The 21,429-nt window shown below is 55.4% G+C and carries 22 protein-coding genes; 16 read left to right on the forward strand and 6 right to left on the reverse strand.

The window, feature by feature from the left end:
* The first annotated feature begins 62 nt into the window (after window positions 1–62).
* From AC0YNU_RS16030 to AC0YNU_RS16040, 3 genes are all read left to right on the forward strand, one after another.
* The gene (locus AC0YNU_RS16030; protein ID WP_475758229.1) at window positions 63–1,313 is read left to right on the forward strand and encodes an ArnT family glycosyltransferase; all 1,251 of its coding nucleotides are present in this window, start codon (window positions 63–65) and stop codon (window positions 1,311–1,313) included.
* Window positions 1,314–1,422: 109 nt separating this feature from the next.
* A complete protein-coding gene (locus AC0YNU_RS16035) occupies window positions 1,423–2,487 on the forward strand; it encodes a hypothetical protein (RefSeq protein ID WP_475758232.1) in 1,065 nt (354 codons plus the stop codon).
* A 4-nt stretch (window positions 2,488–2,491) separates the two neighbouring features.
* Window positions 2,492–3,364, forward strand: a complete 873-nt coding sequence (locus tag AC0YNU_RS16040; protein WP_475758234.1) for a hypothetical protein — start codon at window positions 2,492–2,494, stop codon at window positions 3,362–3,364.
* Window positions 3,365–3,457: 93 nt separating this feature from the next.
* Here AC0YNU_RS16040 and AC0YNU_RS16045 read toward each other — a convergent pair whose 3' ends face one another.
* The 4 genes from AC0YNU_RS16045 to mnmL form a co-directional block, all read right to left on the reverse strand.
* Window positions 3,458–4,423 (reverse strand): type I phosphomannose isomerase catalytic subunit, encoded by a 966-nt coding sequence (locus AC0YNU_RS16045; RefSeq protein WP_475758236.1) that lies wholly within the window; start codon window positions 4,421–4,423, stop codon window positions 3,458–3,460.
* 81 nt (window positions 4,424–4,504) lie between these two features.
* Window positions 4,505–4,903 carry a VOC family protein gene (locus tag AC0YNU_RS16050; protein ID WP_475758238.1) on the reverse strand — a complete coding sequence of 133 codons (399 nt, stop codon included), beginning with the start codon at window positions 4,901–4,903 and terminating at the stop codon, window positions 4,505–4,507.
* Between the two features lie 30 nt (window positions 4,904–4,933).
* Complete coding sequence (gene mnmM / locus AC0YNU_RS16055; protein ID WP_475758241.1) at window positions 4,934–5,530, reverse strand: tRNA 5-(aminomethyl)-2-thiouridylate-methyltransferase MnmM; 597 nt, start codon at window positions 5,528–5,530, stop codon at window positions 4,934–4,936.
* Window positions 5,530–6,498 carry a tRNA modification radical SAM protein MnmL/YtqA gene (gene mnmL / locus AC0YNU_RS16060; protein WP_475758243.1) on the reverse strand — a complete coding sequence of 323 codons (969 nt, stop codon included), beginning with the start codon at window positions 6,496–6,498 and terminating at the stop codon, window positions 5,530–5,532. The genes mnmM and mnmL overlap by 1 nt, the downstream gene beginning before the upstream one ends.
* Window positions 6,499–6,813: 315 nt before the next feature.
* Between mnmL and AC0YNU_RS16065 the strand changes: the two genes are divergently transcribed.
* Window positions 6,814–6,999, forward strand: a complete 186-nt coding sequence (locus tag AC0YNU_RS16065) for a hypothetical protein (RefSeq protein WP_161701545.1) — start codon at window positions 6,814–6,816, stop codon at window positions 6,997–6,999.
* Between the two features lie 225 nt (window positions 7,000–7,224).
* On the forward strand, window positions 7,225–8,010 hold the full coding sequence (trmB, locus tag AC0YNU_RS16070; RefSeq protein ID WP_475758245.1) for a tRNA (guanosine(46)-N7)-methyltransferase TrmB: 786 nt from the start codon (window positions 7,225–7,227) through the stop codon (window positions 8,008–8,010).
* On the opposite strand, the gene AC0YNU_RS16075 is transcribed toward trmB, so the two are convergent.
* The gene (locus AC0YNU_RS16075; RefSeq protein WP_475758247.1) at window positions 7,929–8,486 is read right to left on the reverse strand and encodes a phosphatase PAP2 family protein; all 558 of its coding nucleotides are present in this window, start codon (window positions 8,484–8,486) and stop codon (window positions 7,929–7,931) included. The two genes, trmB and AC0YNU_RS16075, sit on opposite strands and share 82 nt — an antisense overlap.
* Window positions 8,487–8,732: 246 nt before the next feature.
* Here AC0YNU_RS16075 and AC0YNU_RS16080 point away from each other — a divergent pair, with 246 nt between their 5' ends.
* The 7 genes from AC0YNU_RS16080 (at window position 8,733) to AC0YNU_RS16110 (ending at window position 15,190) form a co-directional block, all read left to right on the forward strand.
* A complete protein-coding gene (locus AC0YNU_RS16080; protein WP_475758249.1) occupies window positions 8,733–9,914 on the forward strand; it encodes a glycosyltransferase family 4 protein in 1,182 nt (393 codons plus the stop codon).
* Window positions 9,915–10,214: 300 nt separating this feature from the next.
* A complete protein-coding gene (locus AC0YNU_RS16085; protein ID WP_475758251.1) occupies window positions 10,215–11,453 on the forward strand; it encodes a glycosyltransferase family 2 protein in 1,239 nt (412 codons plus the stop codon).
* Window positions 11,454–11,861: 408 nt separating this feature from the next.
* On the forward strand, window positions 11,862–12,452 hold the full coding sequence (gene infC, locus AC0YNU_RS16090; protein ID WP_475758253.1) for a translation initiation factor IF-3: 591 nt from the start codon (window positions 11,862–11,864) through the stop codon (window positions 12,450–12,452).
* A gap of 27 nt (window positions 12,453–12,479) precedes the next feature.
* On the forward strand, window positions 12,480–12,683 hold the full coding sequence (gene rpmI, locus AC0YNU_RS16095) for a 50S ribosomal protein L35 (protein ID WP_162643265.1): 204 nt from the start codon (window positions 12,480–12,482) through the stop codon (window positions 12,681–12,683).
* Between the two features lie 37 nt (window positions 12,684–12,720).
* Complete coding sequence (gene rplT / locus AC0YNU_RS16100; protein ID WP_475758256.1) at window positions 12,721–13,080, forward strand: 50S ribosomal protein L20; 360 nt, start codon at window positions 12,721–12,723, stop codon at window positions 13,078–13,080.
* Between the two features lie 111 nt (window positions 13,081–13,191).
* Window positions 13,192–14,289, forward strand: coding sequence for a M24 family metallopeptidase (locus AC0YNU_RS16105; RefSeq protein ID WP_475758258.1), 1,098 nt, complete (start codon window positions 13,192–13,194; stop codon window positions 14,287–14,289).
* 508 nt (window positions 14,290–14,797) lie between these two features.
* Complete coding sequence (locus AC0YNU_RS16110) at window positions 14,798–15,190, forward strand: hypothetical protein (RefSeq protein ID WP_475758260.1); 393 nt, start codon at window positions 14,798–14,800, stop codon at window positions 15,188–15,190.
* Between the two features lie 31 nt (window positions 15,191–15,221).
* Here the strand turns inward: AC0YNU_RS16110 and AC0YNU_RS16115 are convergent, their stop codons facing one another.
* Window positions 15,222–15,668: a GNAT family N-acetyltransferase gene (locus AC0YNU_RS16115; RefSeq protein ID WP_475758262.1), complete on the reverse strand. Its 447-nt coding sequence runs from the start codon at window positions 15,666–15,668 to the stop codon at window positions 15,222–15,224.
* 539 nt (window positions 15,669–16,207) lie between these two features.
* Between AC0YNU_RS16115 and ilvB the strand changes: the two genes are divergently transcribed.
* The 4 genes from ilvB (at window position 16,208) to AC0YNU_RS16135 (ending at window position 21,339) form a co-directional block, all read left to right on the forward strand.
* Window positions 16,208–17,953, forward strand: a complete 1,746-nt coding sequence (gene ilvB / locus AC0YNU_RS16120; protein ID WP_475758264.1) for a biosynthetic-type acetolactate synthase large subunit — start codon at window positions 16,208–16,210, stop codon at window positions 17,951–17,953.
* The gene (gene ilvN, locus AC0YNU_RS16125; protein WP_475758266.1) at window positions 17,950–18,435 is read left to right on the forward strand and encodes an acetolactate synthase small subunit; all 486 of its coding nucleotides are present in this window, start codon (window positions 17,950–17,952) and stop codon (window positions 18,433–18,435) included. The genes ilvB and ilvN overlap by 4 nt, the downstream gene beginning before the upstream one ends.
* Window positions 18,436–18,647: 212 nt before the next feature.
* Window positions 18,648–19,640, forward strand: coding sequence for a ketol-acid reductoisomerase (ilvC, locus tag AC0YNU_RS16130; RefSeq protein ID WP_475758869.1), 993 nt, complete (start codon window positions 18,648–18,650; stop codon window positions 19,638–19,640).
* A gap of 154 nt (window positions 19,641–19,794) precedes the next feature.
* Window positions 19,795–21,339 carry a 2-isopropylmalate synthase gene (locus tag AC0YNU_RS16135; RefSeq protein ID WP_475758268.1) on the forward strand — a complete coding sequence of 515 codons (1,545 nt, stop codon included), beginning with the start codon at window positions 19,795–19,797 and terminating at the stop codon, window positions 21,337–21,339.
* Window positions 21,340–21,429 lie beyond the last annotated feature (90 nt).

The following is a 21,429-nucleotide window of genomic DNA, read 5'->3' on the forward strand; positions in this document are numbered from 1 at the left end:
AGACTATCAGATTATTGGAAAGGAGCTTTTCTTTGTTTTCACTGCGCTTGGAAACCTCCCGCATGCGGATGTTTATATGGATCGTTATGGCGGCCGTGCTTGTGGTACATATGGGGATCGTGCTGTGGTTAGGCGATCATTTCCTTCTGGGCTCCTACGAGCTGCGCAACAACGACGATGTCAAATACGTGTATTCCGCGCAGGTGCTGGTCGAACACGGAACGCTCGTCTACAACAGCGGCATGCAGCCGACGAATTTCATCATGCCGGCCATTCCCGTCATGCTTAGCGGATTCATGTCGTTCCTGGACCGCGACGCGGCGGTCATGGGTTTCCGGCTGCTGCAGTGCTTCATGCAGGCGGCCTCGGTCTATCTCATCTTCATCCTGGCCCGCGAAACGCTGGGGAGGCGGGTGGCCGTCGTTGCCGTGCTGCTGGATGCGCTGTATATCCCGAACCTGTTCGCCTCCGGTGCGATTCTAACCGAATCGACGTTTAAACTGCTCTTTTTGTTGCTGATCGCCAGCTTTCTTTATGCGGTGAAACGGCGGACGGCAGGCGCTTACGTCTTTGCCGGCATTATGCTGGGACTGGCTTGCTACGTGAAGCCGCAGTGCGCGCTGATTCCGGTCTGCCTGCTCATCCTATGGCTTCTCCGCAAATACAGTTGGGGAGAAATCATCAAATACACGGCGATCGTCGGCGCCTGCAGCATGCTGCTGCTTACGCCTTGGTGGATTCGCAATTACAATGACTTTCATGCGTTTATTCCGTTTACGAAGTCCACGGGCAATCCGATGCTGCTGGGAGCGCTGATCGAGCGCGCCGCGCCGCCAAAGGGATTCTTCGAGCAGTATCCAGAGTACAAGGGCGACAGCAACAATCTGTTCGCCGGCTACGACACCGAGCAGAAGCGGACGGCCAAACGGCTCATCGTTTACGGATTTAAGCACCAGACGCTGGATTATACCTACTGGTTTACGGTCGGCAAGTCCATCCAGCTGTTCGAGAACCCGTTCTACTCCCGACCGGTTCCGGGGCTGCCGCGGCCGGCGATTAACGTGGTGCATTGGATTTACGTCCTGGCCGGCTTCGCGGGAATCGTCCTGACGATGCTGCGGGGGCGCTTCAAGCTCGCGCTGCCGATTCTGCTGCCGTTTCTCTATTATTGGTTCATTCATCTACCATTTATTACCTTCGGGCGCTATGGTTATCCGCTCATGTTCCTGTTGTCCATATTCGCCGCGTTTGCCATCGTCTCGATCTTGGAGGCGCGTGGCGTACTGAGAGGCAGGGAAGAGATTGCCGATTGATTCGGCGGTCTCTTTTCTTTCGTCTCCGAATGCGGTTACAATTGGAGCATACAACCGGGCTCAGTCTGCAGGCGCAGGGCAATTCATGTCCAAACATGGGAGGCAGATCATGATGCAGGTATCGTTAGCGGCTGCGAGACAGCCGGAGATTCGTTTGTCCACGAACAAAGAATATGTCACGATTCTGTTCGGCATTTGGCTCATCGGGGGCATATTCGTAGACGGGTTCGCGCATAACCATGGCGTCGTCGAAACGTTCTTCACCCCTTGGCATGCCATTCTGTACTCGGGTTTTCTGGCTTCGGCGGCATGGATGGGCTGGCTGCTGCATCGCTCGAAAGCCCAATCCGGCTTGTCTTGGCGGGAAGCCGTGCCTGTCGGCTACGGACTAGGTCTCGCAGGGGTATTCATCTTCCTGCTTGGCGGGCTCGGCGATATGATTTGGCACACCGTATTCGGCATTGAACAAAACGTGTCCGCGCTTCTTAGTCCCACGCATCTCGTCCTGCTTATTGGCGCTCTCTTGATTCTGTCGAGCCCGTTTCGCGCCGGCTGGCATCATGCCGCTCTGACGAAACCGAACTGGCAGGCGTTCGCGCCCGTCTTCATCTCGCTCGTCGCCACGACCGGCGCGGTCAGCTTCTTCCTCATGTACGCCTGGGCGTTCCGCTATAACCTGGCTGCTTCGACGTCCGTGGACTGGTACGCGCTGCAGTTTGGAGACGGAGGCCTCATCGCCGAAAGCAACCAGCTGCGCGGATTGTCTTACATCTTGATCGATACGATCGTATATATGTTTCCCGTCTTCCTGCTCATGAAGCGCTGGCAGCTGCCTATGGGCACGATCGCGATGTTATTCGCGTTGGTCACCGTGATGATGAACGTGCTGGACGGCTTCCAAAACTACCCGTCCATCTTCATCGCGTTTGGCGCCGGACTGATAGGCGACATCCTCTATCGTGTGCTTCGGGCCGGAGAGGGACGCGTATCCGGCGAAAGAATCATAGCGGCGGTCGTACCCATTGCGCTGTGGAGCTTCTATTATGCCTGGATGGCGATATCGGACGGCATCGGCTGGGAGACCGAGCTGTGGGCAGGTTCGATCGTCGAAGCGGCGCTGCTATCGATGGGGCTGCAGCTGCTCGCCACCCAGAAGACGCCGGCAAAGGGATGAAGCGATGAGGATTCAGCCGAGGCCGCTGCACGCAACGATGGCTATGCTAGGTTTACTGGCTTTCCTGCTGGTCGGCTGCGGGGGCGGAACGATGAACAGCGTCGAGGTTCGACCGCCTACGAAAGGGCTTCTTCATTATTTGCAGCAAGCCGGCCAAATGACGAACGTATCGGACCGCGGGTATACCGTAACGGCGACAGCGGAGGAAGGTCAGCCCGAGTCCGGCAAGGAGGCTTCGCTTCTGCTGCAAGTCCGGAATCCCGCCGGCCAGCCGGTCGATGAATTTGCGGAAGATATGACGAAGCTGATCCATCTGATCGTGGTCAGCAAAGACCTGTCTGCCTTCCAGCACCTTCATCCGATTTACGAGGGCGGAGGAAAGTTTCGGGTGAAGCTGACATTCTCGCACGGCGGGCCGTTTCTGCTCGTATCGGAGTTTATGCCGGACGGAAAAGGATTGACCGTTCATAAAGCGTGGATGAACGTCCTCGGGACGGAGCCGGAGCCGACAGCGCTCGTGCCGAACGGGTCCGAGGCGGTTGTCTTGGATGGCATCGCGATCAAGCTGACCGCCATGCCCGAGGTGGGGGAGCTGAAGGCAGGCGAGATGGCCATGCTGAATTTCAGCTTGAGGAAAGCGGATACGGGCGAACGGATCGTGCTCGAGCCTTATCTCGGCACGTTCGGGCACTGCGTGATCCTGGACGAGAACGCCAATCAATATTTGCATGTGCATGCCGCGGCCGAGATGAGCACCGGCTCCAGCGTCATGTTCCATACGGAGTTTCCGAAGGCAGGCACGTATAAGCTGTGGGCCCAGTTTCAATACCAAGGCGAAGTCATCACGGCGCCATTCGTGGTCCAAGTTAAATCATGAGCATAAAAACAAAAAAAAACGACGTCCCGTATCTTGCGGGAACGTCGTTTTTAATTGCGTCGTAATAGTCTTTGCCGAGTCAAAAGCGTTTCGTTAAGGCGTTACGCTGCGGAGCACGGTCATGCTGCCGTCCAGCTCGTAGCCGCCGAGGCTGGCGGGAAGCAGGAAGCATTCGCCCGCTTTCACGTCTTGCTTGCCGCCATCCCAGCTAAGCGAGCCTGTGCCTTCGGCGATGACGAGGATGACGAAGGATTCCGGCGTCGTCTCCAGCTTCCATGGTGCGCGGACAAGGCCTTTCTCCACGATGAAATAAGGCGATTCCGCAATGGCCAGCCATTCGTTGCTGCCGATTCCGTCGGTCTTCATGCGGCTTGCGCCTGCGCCTTCATAGGCGGTCACGTTGAGGGAGTCTTCGACATGCAGCTCGCGGAGCTTGCCGTCCAGACCCGGGCGGTTGTAATCGAACACCCGGTACGTCGTATCGGAATTTTGCTGGATTTCGGCTACGACGACGCCGGCGCACAGCGCGTGAATCGTGCCGGCCGGAATGTAGAACGCGTCGCCGGCTTCTACAGGCACTTCCTGCAGGCAATCCATCACGCGGCCTTCTTCAATGGCTGCCGCAAGCGCAGGACGGTCGACGCCGTCTTTGAGGCCGTAGATGATCTTCGCGCCTGGCTCGGCAGCGAGGATGTACCACATTTCGGTCTTGCCCAGCTCGCCTTTCGGCAGGCGGTCGTAGGAATCGGTCGGATGAACTTGGATGGACAGGTCGTCGTTGCAGTCCAGCAGCTTGATCAGCAGCGGGAAGCGGCCATTCTCGACATAGCCCTTCGTGCCGAAGAATTCGCGTCCGTATTGTTCGCGTACTTCGTCGAGGCCCAGGCCGGCGAGCGCGCCGTTCATGACTTTCGTCGTTCCGTTCGGATGGTCGCCGATCATCCAGCCTTCGCCGATGGCGCCTTCCGGCAGCTCGAGGCCGAATTGCTCCAGCGCGCGGCCGCCCCAGATACGTTCTTTCATTTCGGGTTTAAATTGCAGTGGGTAAGCTTGTGTCAATGTGATTCTCTCCTTTTATGTACTCTCTCTGTTATGGGGTCTTTATTGTCGTAATCGCAGTAATGGTAACGCCGTTTTCGTCTATAGCTTCTTGCCAGGCTGGAACATCTCGAGGAACTCGCCGTCCGGGCCTTCGAAGAAGAAATAGCGCGCGCCGTTCGGCAGCGTCGTAATTTCCGTGTCGCGTACCTTCACGCCCGCAAGGCTCTTGATTCGCACGAATTCCGCTTCCACGTCGTCGACCGTGAACGCGACATGGTGCGTACGGCCTTCTGCGGCGAGCGCGCCCGGATAGTTCTCGATCAGCTCGATTTCGCTTTCCTCGCCATCGGTTCCGGCCAAGAATGCCAGACGAATAACGCCGTCGGTATGCGTCATCGTATAGAGATGCTTAAGTCCGACGATCTCGGTGTAAAACGCGATGGATTGCTCCATGTTGCTGACCATAATGCCTACATGCTCCAATTTGCGAACTGCCATGAATAATTCCTCCTTAATGTGGTCTACCATTTACTTCTTCTCGATGGCGATCAGATAAGGCGCCTCGGGTTTCTGTACCATTCGGTACGCCATCGCCTGGCCGGCCTTCTGCGGCAAGGAAGCCGCCCAAGCGGCGACAGCCTCCGCTTCTGCTGCTCCGCCGGCATGGCCGGGATAGAGAACGGCGGCAATCACGCCTCCGGCCCGAAGCAGCCGCAGGGACGCCTCGAGCGCGGCAAGCGTGGAGGGAGGTTCCGTAATGACGGCCTGATCCGCGTCCGCTCCCGGCAAATAACCGAGATTGAACATGACGGCGGCAACGGTGCCGTGGTCCGCAGCGCTCACATGCTTGTCCATCTCCGCATGGCTGGCATGCACGAGCCGAAGCTGAGCACCGGTATTAGCCGGCAGGGAACCGCCTGCGGAGTTGAGCAGCCGCTCGCGCGTTCGCTCCAGCGCCGCTTCTTGGATGTCGAATGCATACACGGTCCCGCGCGGTCCGACAAGCTCTGCCAAGAACTGCGTGTCCACCCCGTTGCCGCAGGTAGCGTCAATGACGACGCTTCCCGGAGCCGCGCGCTCCTTTACCAGCCGCTGGGCCATGCCGAGCACGCTGAGGAAGCCCATTAACGAGCCTCCCACAGACGGCCTTGCCACGTATGGCGGCTGGTCAGCTCATGGTCGATGGCGTTGAGCACTTCCCACTTCTTGAGACTCCACATCGGCCCGATGAGCAAATCGCGGGGCGCGTCGCCGGTCAACCGGTGCACGATCATGTCGGGCGGAAGCACCTCCAGCGTGTCGACGATCAGCTTCACGTATTCGTCGCGATCGAGGAATCGCAGCAGCCCGGCCTCGTATTGCTTGACCATCGGCGTCTTGCGCATGAGATGAAGAAGGTGGATCTTGATGCCCTGGACGTCCATCGCGGCGACGGCGCGTCCGGTGTCCATCATCATCTCATGCGTTTCCTGCGGCAAGCCGTAGATGACGTGGGCGCAGACGCGAATGCCGCGGGCACGAAGCCGTTTGACGGCATCCTCGTAGCACGCCGTATCATGCGCGCGGTTAATGAGGGCGGACGTCGATTCGTGAATCGTCTGGAGCCCCATCTCGACCCACAGGTAGGTACGTTCGTTCAACTCCGCCAAATAATCGACGACGTCGTCCGGCAGGCAGTCGGGCCGCGTGGCGATCGATAGGCCGACGACGCCGGGCTGCGCGAGAATCGCCTCATAATATTCCCGAAGCTCCTCAACGGGCGCGTACGTGTTCGTGTAGGCTTGGAAATACCCGATATATTGCGCTTCCGGCCATTTCTGATGCTGCAAATCCCGAATCTTATTGAACTGGGTAATCAGATCGTCCCTGCGGCTTCCGGCAAAATCGCCCGAGCCCCGCGCGCTGCAGAACGTGCATCCGCCGGCGGCGATGGACCCGTCCCGGTTCGGGCAGGTGAAGCCGGCGTCCAGCATGACCTTGAACACCTTGCCTCCGAACTGCTCGCGCATTTCGTAATTCCATGTATGAAACCTTTTGTCGCTCCACAGCCTAGGGGGGAGAGAGGCGGCATCGGGTTTAATTTGAACGTGCATGTGCTTGCAGCTCCTCTTGCTTCGAAAATTCGTTCCAGCGTTTATCTACAATCATAACGAATATCGGCGCAAAACGCCACGTTACCCCCGCTTAAACTTCCGAAAAATCACTGGAAATTGTCGTACAAGCAGGGAAAATAGATGGAAAATGAAAGCGGTATTATTGAAAAAAGGGCTTGCTAAACCTTACATGAACTGTTATATTAAAAGGGCGATAGATCAACAATATCACTACTTTTACCACCTTCACACTAGTTGTCATAGCAAGTTGATTTTTTGGAAATTCGCATGAATAAACCAGTGAGGTGATGAGGAATGAATACGCAAGTGAAAATTCCGCAGGGCGATGAGAAAGTCACGGTTGAATTAACGAGAAAAGAATTGATGTCGCTGGCAGGGATCCGTTTCCACGGCAACCATAATATCGAAGTATCCGCTCGCAAGAAACTGCATGATATCCTCGAGTCGCAAGAGAGCGCCGCTCGGCAGCTGTTGAACTAAGCAAGCATTGAACGTAGACCGAACATAAACCGAACGTAACCGACTGAAGCCGACGGCGAAGAGCCTTCGGCTTTTATTATGCTTTCCTAGAGGTACGTCTAGCTGCAACCGGTTATGACCGTTCGCCGAAACCGGCTGGCAGGAGGGCATTCGGACTTTACAAGGAGTGCGGAATTCGGGCACAATAAGGACTAGCTTAAGAAGACGTGGAGGAATGAGTGCATTATGCGCCTTAGAGGAAGAAAAGGAATTTTGGAAAGCATTGAAGCCCAGCCGGAGCTGGTCGTGCTGGATGCGGCACCGCATAAGGGACGCTGGCACGAGTTTTTCGGCAACGACAATCCGATCTATATCGAGCTTGGCATGGGCAAAGGCAAGTTCATCAGCGACATGAGCGTGCGGAACCCGCACATCAATTATATCGGGGTCGACATGTACGACGAGCTGATTCGCCGCGCGAGCGAGAAGGCCCGCAATGCTTGGGAAGCGGCTCACGGAACGACGCAGCCGCCGAACCTTGCGCTGCTTCGCGCCAATATCGAGGGCATCGAGAGCATGTTCGCGCCCGGCGAGGTGCAACGGATTCACCTCAATTTCAGCGATCCGTGGCCGAAAGCGAAGCATGCGCGCCGCCGCCTGACGCATCCGCGATTCGTGGCGAAATATATCGAGATCCTGAACGAGCTCGGCGAAATTCATCTGAAGACCGATTCGCAGTCCCTGTTTGAATTCTCGCTAAACAGTTTCGCGGATATGGAGCTGCATATGCGCAACATTTCGCTGCATTTGCACAAGGAAGAGCTGCGCGACGATCTCGTGCTCACGGAATACGAGGGCAAATTCGTTGAACGCGGCAATAATATCCACCGCGTGGAAGTCGTGATCGGCGAGCAGGCGATCGCTGCCCACAAGGCTGCGAAGCGCGCGGCTCAGATCAAGGACCAAGCGGCGGAGACAAGCACGGAAGATAACGATCCGAGTATGGCGCCGACGGTGACGTCGGAAGGATAATGCAAGCCGAGGTACATGCGCGACCACGCGACCGACCCGCCGATCAGCACCGCGATCGGCACGAGGAGCGGCAGCAGCGCGGAATCGACCATCAGCCAAGGCGTGAGCCAGGCGAATATAGCCGTTGTGTGACCCGAAGGAAACGACGAGTCGCGCAGCGGCTTTTGGCATGTATGGACTTCCGCGAGCGCTTGATACGGACGAAGCCGGCTGAATTTGCGTTTGACGACGGCGACCGGAATATGACTGACGGCTACGGCCGAGAGGCACTGCCAGCCAGCCGTGCTCCACGCGCCCGGGGCGGCAAGCGCGCAGGCCAGGGCCGTAAGTAGGGTGAACGATGCCCCTCCCATATGGGTACTCGTACCTAGCCATCTGCTCAGCCATACGTCCGCGCCACGATGAAGCGGCCTGCGATTCGCCCAGAAGAATATCCGTTGTTCCTGCGCTAACACCCAGAAAACCATATTCACCATGTGGCTATCTCCTCCGGTATGCGTTGTAGTTGGCACTCTTCCTTCCCAGCATAAGCCGCGAATGTTCGCGCGACATCAACGGTCTGCTAACCCCGTATTAACTTCGAACGAAATTCTTCATTAACCCTTCATGAAGCCTTGATACCGCGGTAATACAATTCCTTTACACTCACTCCAAACTACCGGCTTCAGCGACTTTCTTCCTAAGGAAGCGCTGCACAAGCCGAACGGCGGAGGCGATTTGGAATGCGGCTGGCTATATTCACGGATACGTTTGCACCGGAAATCAACGGGGTGGCACGAACGCTGGAGCGATGGTCGGATTATTTGCACGCGCGGAATATTCCCTGCCTTGTGTTCGCCCCAGATCCTGCGGTCACCGCGCCGCTTGCGGCTTCACCCTTCGTGGAACGCTTCGTCAGCCTGCCGTTTTTCCTCTACCCGGAGTGCCGCTTGGCACTGCCGAATCCGCTGCACGTGCGCCGGGCGCTGAATGCGTTCCAGCCAACGATGATCCATGTCGCAACGCCGTTTAACATGGGTTTGCTCGGCATTCGATACGCTCGAAAACACCGTATTCCGCTAATTGCTTCGTATCATACGCATTTTGACCGCTATCTGGCGTTTTACAATATCCAATGGATGGTTAAGATGTTATGGAGGTATATCGACTGGTTTCATGCCGATTGCCGGTATGTGTTCGTTCCCTCCGCATCAACCCTTCAGGATTTGAAGGAACGGGGGTGGGACGAGAAACGATTGGAAGTGTGGACGCGGGGCGTCGATACGAAGGCTTACCATCCGAATGCCGACAAAGCGCAGCTGCTGGTCAGGCACGGTCTCGAGCGCAGCAAGTTCATCGTATTTTACGCGGGCAGGCTTGCCCCGGAGAAGAACGTGAATGTTGCCATCTCGGCGTTCGCCAAGTTTCAGCGAGACGTATGTCCGGAAGCGACGCTGGTCCTTGCAGGAGATGGTCCGTCCATGGACAGTCTCAAGCAGCAGGCGCTGCGAGAGGGCGTATCCGCGCATTTCCTTGGATTTACGGCCATGCCGGAGCTGCAGAAGTGGTATGCGGCATCCGATGTGTTCCTATTCCCGTCTCCGACGGAAACCTTCGGCAACGTCGTATTGGAAGCCATGGCCTGCGGCACGCCTGTCGTCTGCGCCGATACCGGCGGCGTTACGGATACGGTGCGGCATGAATGGAACGGTCTATGCTGCGAGCAAGGCAATGCGGATGCGTTCAGCGATGCGCTGGAACGGATGTATCGCGACGAAGGACTGCGCAGCCGATTTATAGCCCGGGGACTCGCGCACAGCCTGCGGCAATCGTGGGATGCGATATTCGACGATCTGCTGGCTAAGCTGCAAACGACGGTCATCCAGCCGGATATACGTTCATCAATTCGTCACATACGAGGTTAATCGGGCGAAACCAAATGGCTTTATTTCACGTTCAATAAAAATGAAACATGTTTTCGTTGTAAATGGCCGAAAATAAGGGCAATCGGGAAGAAAACAGGGGCTCAGTCCCGCACAGTTCCGATGCAAGCGCTTTTCTTCGCTTTCTTAAGCGCTCAGCGCCGATTTCCACTTTTGACAAATGCATGCTCAGCATGGAAAATCAGTAGGGCCGTGGTTTACAAAAAATAGATACCTCGGCTGTCCGACCACAGAACAGAGAGAATATAACAAAAAGGGGTCTCAAGGGGGTAACAAAACGTAATGATCAACACCATCATTATTTTGTTTCAAGTTTTTTTGGCTTTCGTAGGGGTTTATCAATTCTGCATTTCCCTGTTCGGCATCGCCAGAAAACGCAAAACCGCACAGCATAAGCCGCAAAAATCGTTTGCCGTCCTCGTCGCCGCGCACAATGAAGCGCAAGTCGTCGGAGCGCTCGTCGAGAACCTGCAAAAACTGGATTACCCGAAAGAACTTTACGATATCTTCGTCATTTGCGACAACTGCACGGACAACACGGCCGAAATCGTGCGCAGCTACGGCGCTACGGCGTGCGAACGCAAGAACCCGCATCTTCGCGGCAAAGGCCACGCGATCGAATGGATGCTGAAGGAACTTTGGGCGATGCCGCGCCAGTACGACGCGATCGTCATGTTCGATGCCGACAACCTCGTGGGCAACGACTTCCTGCTGCATATGAACAACGATTTGTGCGAAGGGCATAAAGTCATTCAAGGCTATCTGGATACGAAGAACCCGACGGATTCCTGGGTTACCGCTTCGTATGCCATCACGTACTGGTATTGCAACCGGCTGTGGCAGCTGTCCCGCCGCAACCTGAATATGGCCAATTACCTCGGCGGCACGGGCATGTGCTTCGACACCGAGCTGATCAAGGAAATGGGCTGGGGCGCGACAAGCCTTGTCGAGGATTTGGAGTTTTCGATGCGCTGCGTGAAACGCGGCATTCATCCCGTGTTGAATTACGACGCGAAGGTGTACGACGAGAAGCCGCTCACGTTCAAGGCTTCGGCTCGCCAGCGCCTGCGCTGGATGCAGGGCCACTTCACCGTGGCGCGCAGTTATTTCTTCCCGCTCTTGTGGCAGAGTATCAAGGAGCGCAGCTTCGTCAAGTTCGACGCGGCGCTGTATTCCATCTCGGTATACAACACGTTCCTCGGCTTCTTGGTCACGGCACTGCTTTACATGGATAACTTGATTCCGGCGGACAACGTGTTCGCGTCGATTTATTATTACCTGCCGAGCTGGGTTGCGGTCGTGGCCATTACGGCAACGGTCATCATGTTCCCGCTCGTCATGATGCTCGAAGGCATCAAATCATGGAAGATGTACTTGCACCTGTTCTCGATGGTCATCTTCCAGCTGTCGTGGCTGCCGATTACGTTCTATGCGTTCTTCACGCAAAACAACAAGCAATGGAGCCACACGCAGCATACGCGCGTGCTTCGTCTTGAAGAGGTGCAGAGCAAGCAAGTGTAATAATTTGAGGCTCGTTACCGTGGCGCACTACGGCTTCGTATCGAGATTGCGATGATCGCTCCCGTGGTGCTCCGCACCAAAGTCGTTCCCATTCGCAATCTCGATGCTTCGCCAAGCGCCAAAGTCGATTCCCACAAAATGTGGCTTTCATGATAGGTTGACTATAGGCAACGAAACATGCTATATTATTTCGGTAACGTGTGTTGATTACAATGAATTCATGTTTACGCACAAGCAGAGGCGCCCGCTTCTCACCTATTCGGCTGCGGCTGAACGGTTTGCGATCGATGATTAAGAACAGGCTTCAGCTACGAGCTGATTAGAATGCCTTTCATCTTGGTTATTGAAATGCGGGTCCCGAGCGGACCCGCATTTTTTGCTTTTGCTGGGAAGATCAGATCAGGGAGTATGAGAGCTACGCGTTCTTTTCTGATCTTTTTGAGAGAAGGCGACTTCTCGATTCATAAACTTTGGAGGTGGCAGGTTATTAGCAGGGAACATCAAATCAATGATGAGATTCGGGCGAGAGAAGTCCGCGTCGTAGGCGCCGAAGGCGAGCAGATCGGCATTAAGCTTTTCCGTGAAGCACTGCAAATGGCAATCGATTTGAACATGGACCTCGTAAACGTTGCACCGACAGCTAAACCGCCGGTGTGCCGCATCATGGACTATGGCAAATTCCGTTATGAGCAGCAGAAGAAAGAGAAGGAAGCCCGCAAGAACCAGAAGATCGTCGACACCAAGGAAGTTTGGTTCCGTGCAAACATCGACGAGAACGACTACCAAACGAAATTCCGCAATGTCGTGAAGTTTCTAGGCGAAGGCGATAAAGTGAAATGTTCCGTTCGTTTCCGCGGACGTGAAATCACGCATGCTTCCGTCGGCCAGAAAATTCTGGACCGGCTTGCAGGCGAAGTAGCCGATTTGTGCGTCATGGAGCGCGTTCCGAAGCTTGAGGGCCGCAGCATGATCATGATCTTGGCACCTAAACCATCGTAACCAACATTCTTTGAGGAGGAACACCAAATGCCGAAAATGAAAACACACAGCAGCTTGAAAGACCGCTTCAAAATCACAGGTACAGGTAAAGTAATGCGCTATAAAGCTTACAAAAACCACCTTCTGTCGGGCAAATCGGCTCGTCAAAAACGCGTTCTGGCTACGAACCCTGTTATGGCTCCAGGAGACGTAAAGCGTCTGGCTCAAGGTCTTGCAAACATCAAAGGTTAATTCATAATCTTACTAATATCTCGGGAGGTTTCTACTCATGGCAAGAGTTAAAGGCGGATTCGTCCGCGCACGTCGTCGTAAAAGAATTTTGAAACTGGCAAAAGGTTATTTCGGTTCCAAGCACCGCCTGTTTAAAACAGCAAAAGAGCAAGTAATGAAATCCTTGCTTTACGCATACCGTGACCGTCGTCAACACAAACGCGACATCCGCAAACTGTGGATCGTTCGTATCAACGCGGCAGCTCGCCAAAACGGCCTGTCCTACAGCAAATTCATGTTCGGCTTGAAACAAGCCGGCGTTGAAGTCAACCGTAAAGTATTGGCTGACCTCGCCGTGAACGACATCAACTCGTTCAACGCGATTGCTAACCTTGCGAAACAAAAAGTAAACGCCTAGTTTACTTGCATCGCATAGATGACGATAGCGCCCTCCCTTGCGGAGGGCGCTATTTTGTTCTGTATACTTTCGTACGGGGATCGTACAATAGAATGGAAAGGCGGTCATGAGATGAATATCCCGACAACCCGCATTAATAAGCTGCAAACATACATGTTCGATAACGGAATCGACGCCATGCTGATCACCGCGCCGAAGCATGTGTATTATTTGACGGGGTTCGCCTCCGAACCCCATGAACGTTTTCTCGGACTGCTGCTGCCGCGCGGAGACGAGGCGATGCTGCTCGTTCCCGCGCTCGATTACGAAGCGGCCCAAGCGGCATCCAGCGTAACGAATATTCATGTCCACACGGATACGGACGATGCCCATGCGATCTTGCGCAGCCTCATGCCGAACGGCGTTCGCCGCCTGGGCGTAGAGAAGGAGCATCTCACCGTCAGCCGATTCGAGGCGATGAGCGACGCGATCGGAGCCGCGTCTTACGTGGATGTCGGCACGCAGCTGCGAGATATGCGCGCGGTCAAGACCCCGGAAGAAGCGAATCGCATGCGGGATGCCGTCCGAATCGTCGAGGACGTGCTGCGCGCAGGGATAGCGCTGGCGAAGCCGGGCGTCACGGAGATCGAGCTCGTCGCGGAGCTGGAATACCAGATGAAGAAGCGGGGCGCTCAGGGGCCGTCGTTCGATACGCTCGTGCTCGCCGGAGCGAAGTCCGCGATGCCGCATGGCATGCCGGACCGGAATGCCGTGAAGGAAGGGGAACTGCTCCTCTTCGACCTCGGCGTGTTCACGGACGGCTATGCGTCGGACATCACGAGGACGTTCGCGGTTGGCGAAATCACGGACGAGATGAAGCGGATCTATAATGCCGTGCTGGCCGGCAATCTTCGAGCCATCGAGGCGGTCCGTCCTGGCGCGACGTTCGGCAGCCTGGATCGCGCGGCGCGCGAATCGATCACTGAGGCCGGCTTCGGACCTCAGTTCAATCACCGGCTGGGACACGGGCTTGGCTTGGACATTCACGAGTATCCGTCCATCCACGGGAATAACGAGGAATTGCTTCGTGAAGGCATGACATTCACGATTGAGCCCGGCATCTATGTCCCCGGCGTAGGCGGCGTGCGCATCGAGGACGATGTGCTTGTAACGGCACGGGGCGTCGAGGTGCTGACGCAATTTCCGAAAGAACTGACGGTTATCGGTTAATCGGCGGATTCGGTACATCGGTCCGATCTGAGATAAGGCGCAGCTTCCTGCTATGCAGGGGGCTGCGCTTTTTTGCGTGCGGGAAGAAAGACTCGTATTTTTAACAGGGCGCGACATCGCCGCGAAGATTGCCGGCGGCAACCTCGACAAGCTTAAGGCGAACCGGTCACGAAGACGCAGCTGGCGGCCGTTAGCAAGCTGGACAAGAGCAAACGTCCGGGAGACCCGGCCAAACTCTCCAAGATCGAGGCGGGCAAACTGCTGCTTGCAAACGGCGTGAGACTATAGCTTCGGCCAACAGCGCATATGCGCGACAACCCATGCCGGGAGGCATGGGTTTGTTTAATTGGTGTAGTGTCCTATGGACATCGGTACAATCGAAATCTCCTGCTAGTGAATAGAGTATAGGACAACGCCGTATTACCTTCCGCGGCAAATGCCGGGCAGTCACATTTGCCATATAAGGCGCACACAAGCATTGGAAGTACAATCATGAGGAGGAAATCCTATGCCACGCGTTACAAGGGATCAAGCGCAGAAGCTGGTCGGGAAGACCATCTATGCGGTTCGCAAGGACGGATCGGTCGTTACGGGCAAGCTCGTACGGATGCATCAAAACCAGCTGCAGCTCATTCCGGTCGTTAAAGGCAAAGAAGTACAAACGAGAGCGATCATTCCGCTCGTCTTGTTCGATCTGCTGGCCATTGGCTTATTCGCAGGGCCGTTCGGCTTCGGAGGCTTCGGCGGAGGTTTCGGCCCCGGCTTCGGAGGTCCTGGCTTCGGAGGTCCCGGCTTCGGGGGCCCTGGCTACGGTCCCGGCTTTGGCGGCCCCGGCTTCGACGGCGGCTTCAATCCATGCTGCCAGCCCGGACAGGGCTTTGTAAACACGCCATTCTATTAAACGGGCCGCAGGCTCGGAGACATGGTAACAGCTACACCAACGACTTCATCATTTCGTAGCAGCGCAATTCTGAATAATAGCGGACGGTCTGAAAGCCCAGTCTGGCATAGAGCCGCTGGGCTCTTGGATTGCCGTGATCGACGAACAGCCGGGCGAGCTTGGCGCCCTTTGCTTTCGCCTGCGTCTCCGCCTGGTTCATCAGCGTCGTGCCGATTTGCTTGCCGCGGTGCTGCGGGTGCACGACCAGCAGGTCATACAGAAGTACGCTTTCACGGATATAGAAATGAATGTAGCCCACGGGCAGGCTGCGCTTCGTGCGGGAATAGACAAGCGAGACGCCTTCGGAGAGACGCTTCGGCAGCTCTCGAATGGTCTGGGCATCCCGAGGCGAAGCCGTATAGGAGAGAGGGATCAGTTCCTGCTTGATCAGCCGTATGATTTCCTTGTCATCCGTTCGCGCCTGACGTGCTCGAATCATAAGGCATCCTGCTTTCTTTATCGTAAGGTGTTACATTCTATGTTGATTTCGAGGGCCGTGCGCCCGCGGCAAACGGGCATACATAAGTTTTTCTCGGAATGCTCATCCTTCTTCTTGACGGATGGAATCCCGAAGCATATAATAAACGATAAGCTAAGAAGAACGGCATTGCCGTTATGTGTAGGTTAATAAAGTGATCGGCTATGAAGAGGACGAAGTGTTAAGGGCCCTTTTGCTCCAGAGAGCGTGCGGAACTGCTGAAACCGACGCCAAAATCCCTTTTCAACGAGCTCACCTCGGAGCTGTTTTCCTGAAAAGCATCGTTTGCTAGCGGTGCGCATTAGGGAAAATCGTCAGGCACACGTTAATGTGCCAAGGTATGAACGGACCTCTGTGTCTTTCTTACCTTATGAGGATATATGCCGTGAGGCGTATATCAACCTGGGTGGTACCACGGAAGATCAACCTTTCGTCCCTGGATGCGGCATGCATCTAGAGACGAAAGGTTTTTTTGTTTTTTTAGAAGGGAGGACGACTTAATGGTCGCTCAACATGCAACGTTAAGGTCAAAAGAGGAAATTAAGGAAAAGCTGAGACAACCGGAGGTCATCTCGGGCTCAGAAATTTTACTTCGCAGCTTGGTGCTTGAGGATGTCGATTGCGTGTTCGGTTACCCGGGCGGCGCGGTACTGTACATTTATGACGCCATGCATGGCTTTTCGGACTTTCAGCATCTGCTGACCCGTCACGAGCAAGGCGCCATTCATGCGGCGGACGGCTATGCGCGGGCTAGCGGCAAAGTCGGCGTTTGCATCGCGACATCGGGACCTGGGGCGACGAACCTGGTCACGGGCATCGCCACTGCGTATATGGATTCGGTGCCGCTGGTCGTCATCACCGGCAACGTAGCAACGACTTTGATCGGCACGGATGCTTTCCAGGAAGCGGACATTACGGGCATTACGATGCCGATTACGAAGCACAGCTATTTGGTACGCAAGGCAGCCGATCTGCCTCGTATCATCCACGAAGCGTTCCATATCGCGAATACGGGCCGTAAAGGTCCTGTCCTGATCGATATTCCGAAGGACGTTTCTGCTGAACTGACGATGTTCGAGCCGGCAACGGAAGTGAACATCCGCGGCTACAATCCGACCGTACAGCCGAACAAGCTGCAGGTCGACAAAATGCTCAAAGCGATCCAGGAAGCGGAGCGTCCGATCGTCCTTGCGGGCGGTGGCGTCGTATATTCCGGCGGTCATGAAGAGTTGCACGAGTTTATCATCAAGTCGGGTATCCCGATTACGACGACGCTTCTCGGTCTCGGCGCTTTCCCAAGCGGCGAGGATCTGTGGCTAGGCATGCCGGGCATGCATGGTACGTACACGGCGAACACGTCGATCCAATCGGCGGATCTGCTTATCAATATCGGAGCGCGCTTCGATGACCGCGTAACGGGTAAGCTGGCCGGCTTTGCGCCGCATGCCAAAATCGTTCACATCGACATCGATCCGGCGGAAATCGGCAAAAACGTGCCAACGGACATTCCGATCGTAGGCGACGTGAAGACGGTGCTGCAAATCGCGAACAAAGACGTGAAATATGCAGCCAAAGCCGACGCATGGCGTGCGCAGCTACTTGCATCCAAGCTGGAGAAGCCGTTCAAGTACACGGACAGCGAAGACGAACTGAAGCCGCAATGGGTTATCGAAATGCTCTATGAGGAATCAAAAGGCGAAGCGATCGTTACGACGGACGTTGGTCAGCATCAAATGTGGGCCGCGCAGTATTATAAGTTCAACAAGCCGCGTTCTTGGGTTACCTCCGGCGGCCTCGGCACGATGGGCTTCGGTTTCCCGTCCGCGATCGGCGCCCAAATGGCGAATCCGGATCGGCTGGTTATCTCCATCAACGGCGACGGCGGCATGCAAATGTGCGCGCAGGAGCTCGCGATCTGCGCGATTAACAACATTCCGGTCAAGGTCGTTATCATCAACAACCAGGTGCTCGGCATGGTTCGTCAATGGCAGGAACTGATCTACGACAATCGCTACAGCCACATCGATCTGTCCGGCAGCCCGGATTTCGTGAAATTGGCGGAAGCTTACGGCGTAAAAGGCTTCCGGGCTTCGAATAAGGAAGACGCGCGTGCGGTATGGACCGAAGCGATGAACCATCCGGGTCCGGCTGTCGTGGAATTCGTTGTTCGCAAGCATGAAAACGTGTATCCGATGGTTACGCAAGGATCCACGATCGATCAAATGTTAATGGGGGATGCGGAATGAAAAGACATACAGTAGCCGTTCTTGTCAATGACCAGCCCGGCGTCCTCCAGCGTGTTTCCGGCCTGTTCGGACGCCGCGGCTTTAATATCGAAAGCATCACCGTCGGGACAAGCGAGGAAGCCGGCTTGTCCCGGATGGTCATCGTTACCACGGGCGACGATAATACGCTGGAACAAGTCATTAAGCAATTGTACAAGCTCATCGATGTTATCAAAGTCGTCGATCTCAGCGCCAACCCTATGGTCGGGCGCGAACTGGCCCTGATTAAAGTAAGCGCGGAACCTGCTTCCCGTCCTGAAATCATGGGCGTCGTCGAGACGTTCCGGGCAGCAGTCGTCGATATCGGCACGCATTCCATCATGGTACAGGTTGTCGGGGATACCGAGAAAATTGATGCCATGGTTGAGCTCATGAAGCCGTACGGCATTCGCGAGCTGTCCCGCACAGGCGTTACGGCGATGACCCGCGGCAACGCGAAGTAACCGATTGAACGAATCAAACCTACGACATGTAGCGAGCGATTGGTAGCAATGAATGTAACGAACGATTGAAAATGGAAGACACCGCTTTTGAGCGGGGGTTAGAGTGCGGAGACTGATTTTCGGACGAGCATGTGCTCGACCTGCTGCCGAAAAGGCGTCCCGCCTGTAACACCCGCTCAAAAGGGTTAAATAAAAGGAGGCTTCATTTACACATGGCAGTTACATTGTATTATGAAAAAGATGCAGACCAAAGCGTTCTGCAAGGCAAAACAATCGCAGTTATCGGTTACGGTTCCCAAGGTCACGCGCAAGCGCAAAACCTGCGCGACAGCGGTCTGAAAGTCATCATCGGTCTTCGTGCCGGCAAATCCGCCGAGAAAGCTAAAAACGACGGTTTTGAAGTATTGTCCGTCGGCGAAGCCGTTAAACTGGCTGACGTCGTACAAATCCTGATGCCGGATGAAACGCAAGCACGCGTATACAATGAAGAAATCGAGCCTAACCTGAAACAAGGCGCAGCTCTGATGTTCTCCCACGGTTTCAACGTTCATTTCGGCCAAATCAAACCTCGCAAAGACAACGACGTCCTGCTCGTTGCTCCTAAATCGCCAGGTCACATGGTTCGCCGTACGTATGTTGAAGGCTTCGGCGTTCCTGGTCTGATCGCGATCGAGCAAGACGCTACAGGCAACGCGAAAGCAATCGGTCTTGCTTATGCGAAAGGCATCGGCTGTACGCGCGCAGGGGTTATCGAAACTTCGTTCCGCGAAGAAACCGAAACCGATCTGTTCGGCGAGCAAGCTGTCCTTTGCGGCGGTGCAACTGCACTCGTGAAAGCAGGTTTCGAAACGTTGGTTGAAGCTGGTTACGCTCCTGAAATGGCATACTTCGAGTGCCTGCATGAGCTGAAGCTCATCGTTGACCTGATGTATGAAGGCGGCTTGTCCACGATGCGCGATTCCATCTCCAACACAGCGGAGTATGGCGATTATGTTACTGGCCCTCGTATCGTTACGGACGAAACGAAAAAAGCGATGAAAGCCGTTCTTACCGATATCCAACAAGGTAAATTCGCGCGCGACTTCATCTTGGAGAACCAATCCAACAATGCCTTCATGTCGGCAACTCGCCGCAACGAAGCACAACACCCGATCGAAGTGGTCGGCGGCCAACTTCGCGAACTGATGCACTGGATCAAGAAGTAATAAATACATGAACCGGGTTATCCGTTCATAGCTTTGAAATATAAATGCATGGTTGCCCGGATATGCGGACCGGCCCCTGCGTCTCTTGCGAATGCGACAGACGTCAGGGCCGTTTCGCTATCCGGGATTATTCTTGAAGTCCGAGGTGTAACTAATGCGCAAAATCTATATTTTCGATACGACGCTTCGTGACGGCGAGCAATCTCCGGGCGTGAACCTGAACACGAAGGAAAAGCTTGAAATCGCTTATCAGCTTGAGAAGCTTGGCGTAGACCGCATTGAAGCGGGCTTTCCTGCAGCTTCTCCCGGCGATCTCGCAGCGGTTAACGCGGTAGCCCGCGCCGTGAAGAACGCGACGGTCATCGGACTGTCGCGTTCGCGCGAGCAGGATATCGATGCCGTGGTCGAAGCGCTGAAGGGCGCGCAAGACCCTTGCCTCCATCTGTTCCTCGCCACTTCTCCTATTCACCGCAAGCACAAGCTGCGCATGGAGAAGGAGCAGGTGCTCGAGACGGCTGAGCGCGCAATCCGGTATGCAAAGCAATATTTTAGCAAAATCGAATTCTCCGCAGAGGATGCCGGCCGCACAGAGCTGGACTTCCTTTGCCAAGTGACGGACATGGCTATCAAGGCGGGAGCCTCCGTCATCAACATTCCGGATACGGTCGGTTATATGAACCCTTCGGAATACGGAAATATTTTCAAAACCTTGAAGGATCAAGTGCCGGGCATCGAGAGAATCCAGCTTAGCGCGCACTGCCATGACGATCTTGGCATGGCGACGGCGAATGCGCTGGCCGCGATCCTGAACGGCGCCGATCAAATCGAAGGCACGATCAACGGTATCGGCGAGCGCGCGGGCAACACGGCGATCGAAGAAGTCGCGATGGCGCTTGCGACGCGTTCTGATTTCTTCGGAGCGACAACGGGCCTGAACCTGAAAGAAATCGCCAAAACGAGCCGCCTCGTCAGCAGATTGACGGGCATGGTCGTTCCGGGCAACAAAGCGATCGTCGGCGCGAATGCGTTCGCGCATGAATCCGGCATTCACCAAGACGGCATGCTGAAGGAAAAAACGACGTACGAGATCATTTCGCCGGAAACGATCGGTTTGGTCGATTCCAAGCTCGTGCTCGGCAAGCATTCCGGCCGCGCGGCCTTCCGCGAGAAGCTGATCGACCTGGGTTACGAATTGAACGACGAAGCTGTGAATGCGGCATTCGCGAAGTTCAAAGACCTCGCGGACAAGAAGAAGAATGTCAGCGATGAAGATATTCGCGCCATGCTGGAAGAGAAGCTTGTCGATGCGCCTGAGGTCTATACGCTCGAGCAAATTCAAGTCAGCTACGGCAACAAGTCCACGCCAAACGCAACGCTGAGCATTCGCATGGCGGACGGCAGCGTGCAGGAGACTCGCGCGGAAGGCAACGGCTCCGTCGATGCGATCTACAACGCGATCGATGCGCTGACGTCGGAGACCGTGGAGCTTGAGGATTACTCCATCAAGTCCGTTACGCACGGCAAAGACGCGCTCGGCGAAGTGCATGTCGTGCTGAAGCAGGACGACGTGTCCGCGCAAGGCCGCGGCGTTAGCACCGACATTCTCGAGGCGAGCGCGCGTGCTTACGTCGACGCGTTGAACCGCCTTGTGGAGAAACGGAAGACGCCGGGGAGACGCGACAAAATGAGCCTGATTTAAAGGCTCATTGAATAAGGGGGCGCCCTGCGGGCGGGACGGGTCTGCGGTCGCTGTTGTAGTTCGGATTTCCTTCATTGGATTAGACATTTA

Source organism: Paenibacillus sp. J31P316 (genome assembly GCF_056269105.1).